The sequence below is a fragment of the Atribacter sp. genome, assembly GCF_035418125.1.
Lineage (GTDB): Bacteria > Atribacterota > Atribacteria > Atribacterales > Atribacteraceae > Atribacter > Atribacter allofermentans.
Genome location: NZ_DAOLQM010000295.1, coordinates 1 through 2,498, shown reverse-complemented (window position 1 = coordinate 2,498; position 2,498 = coordinate 1). Strand labels below are relative to the sequence as shown.

Here is a 2,498-nt window from a genome sequence, read left to right as displayed (position 1 = left end):
GTATTATCAACACAAATTCCATTGCAATGTATAGAACTTAGCATTAATCCACAAAAAAGGAAACCCAAAATTATAAAAAGTATTATTTTTTTCTGAATATCGAAAGCATTTTTATCCCTCATTTCTTTCTCCCCTCCTATATAAAAAAACGTAGAAGATCAATCAAATAATTTTAAATCCAGAAGGCCTATGGAGGTGATTGCTCGTATCAGTTAATTTGAAATTTTTCTCCACGCCATAACCTTCTTCTTACCAAGATATATTGATTGAAATTAAAAATGAATTCTTTTCCTAAGATATCACACTTTACCTCATATAAAAAAATCTCCTGATCGCAAAAAGCAAATAAAAACTCGAGTTGGTGAAATTATATTTGCTTGTTCCGATATTTTTGAGTATCAACGAATGAAAACATTGAAGTATAAACCTTGATTTGTTTCTATTGTACTCCTTTTCTGACACTATAAATCGGCTCTCATAAGAGCTCTTTACATTAGAATTTATTAAAACTAGATCAATTCATACAACTATGTGTTTCAAGAATAATATTTTTTTATCCATTTATATTTACCGACGGTTATGCCATCTTTATTACAAGGAAACGAAAAGGGTGATTATTTCTAATAAATCATCATTCAAAGATCAGGTTTAAAAAATTTTATTAAGGTTGGTTCAAAAGGTCTTCAACTATTTCCACGACACTTTTGACATATCCTCGGCAGATTTTATTTCTAAAATCATTTTCTTTGAATTGTCTCCGACCTTCTTCGGTAGTCAAATCGCATCCGTTGAGTAGTTGACGACAGAGACAGGTTTCATATTGACGAGTAAAACTATCCATTAACTCAATGGTCTTTCGATAGGTTGTTTCAGAAAAAGCTGGATCATCTTTTTCCCCTCGTCCATATTTAGATCCTATGACCATTATTCCACCGGTTACAGCACCACATACTTCTCCTTTACGTCCCATACCAGCTCCAAATCCACTACTAATTTTTAAAGCAATATTCTTATCCAGTTTCAATATCTCACAAAATGAATAAAACACCGATTGAGCACAATTGTATCCATCAAGAAACTTAGAAACAGCAATTTCGCTAAAGTTTTTCATTTTGACACTCCCTTCCTTATTATCCCTTGGTTTCGTTTACACCCAATGGACCTATCGAATTCCATTTTTTAGCAATTGATTCTAATTCTAAAAAAATTTATGAATTTTAAGGTAATTTGGTCGAATATCAACTAATTAATATTGATTTAAGAAGTGCTTGGTTAAAGATAAAATCATCCTTTTGAATGTCACACAATTTTCAAATAAACTCTTAAATTCAATTTTAATCCTTACGTCCTAAAGCTTTTTCAATTTTTATTAACCAATCTCGAATTGGAATATTCTGTGGGCATTTTTCTTCACATATCCCACACTGTATGCAAGAACTAGCATGCATCTCTTCTGGAAAAATGTTTTGATAAATATTCCGATTTAGATTGACCTGGTTAAAAACCATAGCAGTATTAAACAATTCGAAATTACGGGGAATGTCTACTTGGTTGGGGCAGGGCATGCAATAACCACATTTGGTACAAGGAATTGGATTCATGGAAGAATATTTTGACTGGACTTTTGATATGGTATCCAGTTCCTCAGAACGGAGAGAATTGGCACCAGAATGATTCGCACTGTTGATGTTTTGTTGGACCTGCTCAAAGGAGTTCATTCCACTGAGTACAGTTGAAATTTCAGGTTTGTTCCAAAGCCATTGTAATGCCCAATCAACGGGGGAGCGCTGAGGGTTAGCTTGGTTAAGTAAGGAGAGAATCTCTGGATGGGGATTGGCTAACGTTCCCCCTAAAAGCGGTTCCATGATTACCACACCGATTTCTTTTTCAGCAGCATATTTTAGTCCTTTGGTTCCTGCTTGGACATCTTCATTCATATAATTATACTGGATTTGGGTTATCGACCAGCGATCATAGGAATCTATAAAATCCTTAAAGATGGAAAATGGTTCATGACAGGAAAAACCAAAATATCGAAAAAGGCCTTTATCGATTGCTTTTTCAGCCCAGGAGAATATTCCCAGCTTGAGAAGATGATGATAGGTTTCCTTTTTGAGATTGTGTAATAAATAAATATCCAAAGAATCAGTTTTTAACCTACTGAGTTGTTCATGTAGAAAACGGTCGAAATCACTGCTTTTTTCCACCAACCAGATAGGCATTTTGGTGGTTAATAATACTTTTTCCCGATAACCATCCTGAAGTGTCCTGCCGATCACTTCTTCGCTTTTCCCATTATGGTAGGTATAAGCGGTATCGATATAATTTACACCATTATCAATAGCATAACGCAGCATGCGAATGGTTTCCGGTTCATCAACCTCCCCAGATGATGGCTTTCGATCGAGGGTCGGAAGCCGCATACATCCAAAACCGAGGGCGGAAACTTTTTCTTTTGTCAAACCGATTTGTCGATATTTCACTGATTGGAATCCTCC

2 protein-coding genes are annotated in these 2,498 nt (G+C 35.0%); both read right to left on the bottom strand.

What is annotated here, in order from left to right; translation table 11 throughout:
* Positions 1–661 precede the first annotated feature (661 nt).
* Positions 662–1,111, bottom strand: a complete 450-nt coding sequence (locus PLK24_RS10715; RefSeq protein ID WP_324478992.1) for a C-GCAxxG-C-C family protein — start codon at positions 1,109–1,111, stop codon at positions 662–664.
* A gap of 223 nt (positions 1,112–1,334) precedes the next feature.
* Positions 1,335–2,483, bottom strand: coding sequence for an aldo/keto reductase (locus PLK24_RS10710; protein WP_349770681.1), 1,149 nt, complete (start codon positions 2,481–2,483; stop codon positions 1,335–1,337).
* Positions 2,484–2,498 lie beyond the last annotated feature (15 nt).

What these genes read in the sequence shown, in the direction of transcription:
- PLK24_RS10715 (WP_324478992.1), bottom strand. Translation starts at nt 1,111, where the DNA reads ATGAAAAACTTTAGCGAAATTGCTGTTTCTAAGTTTCTTGATGGATAC.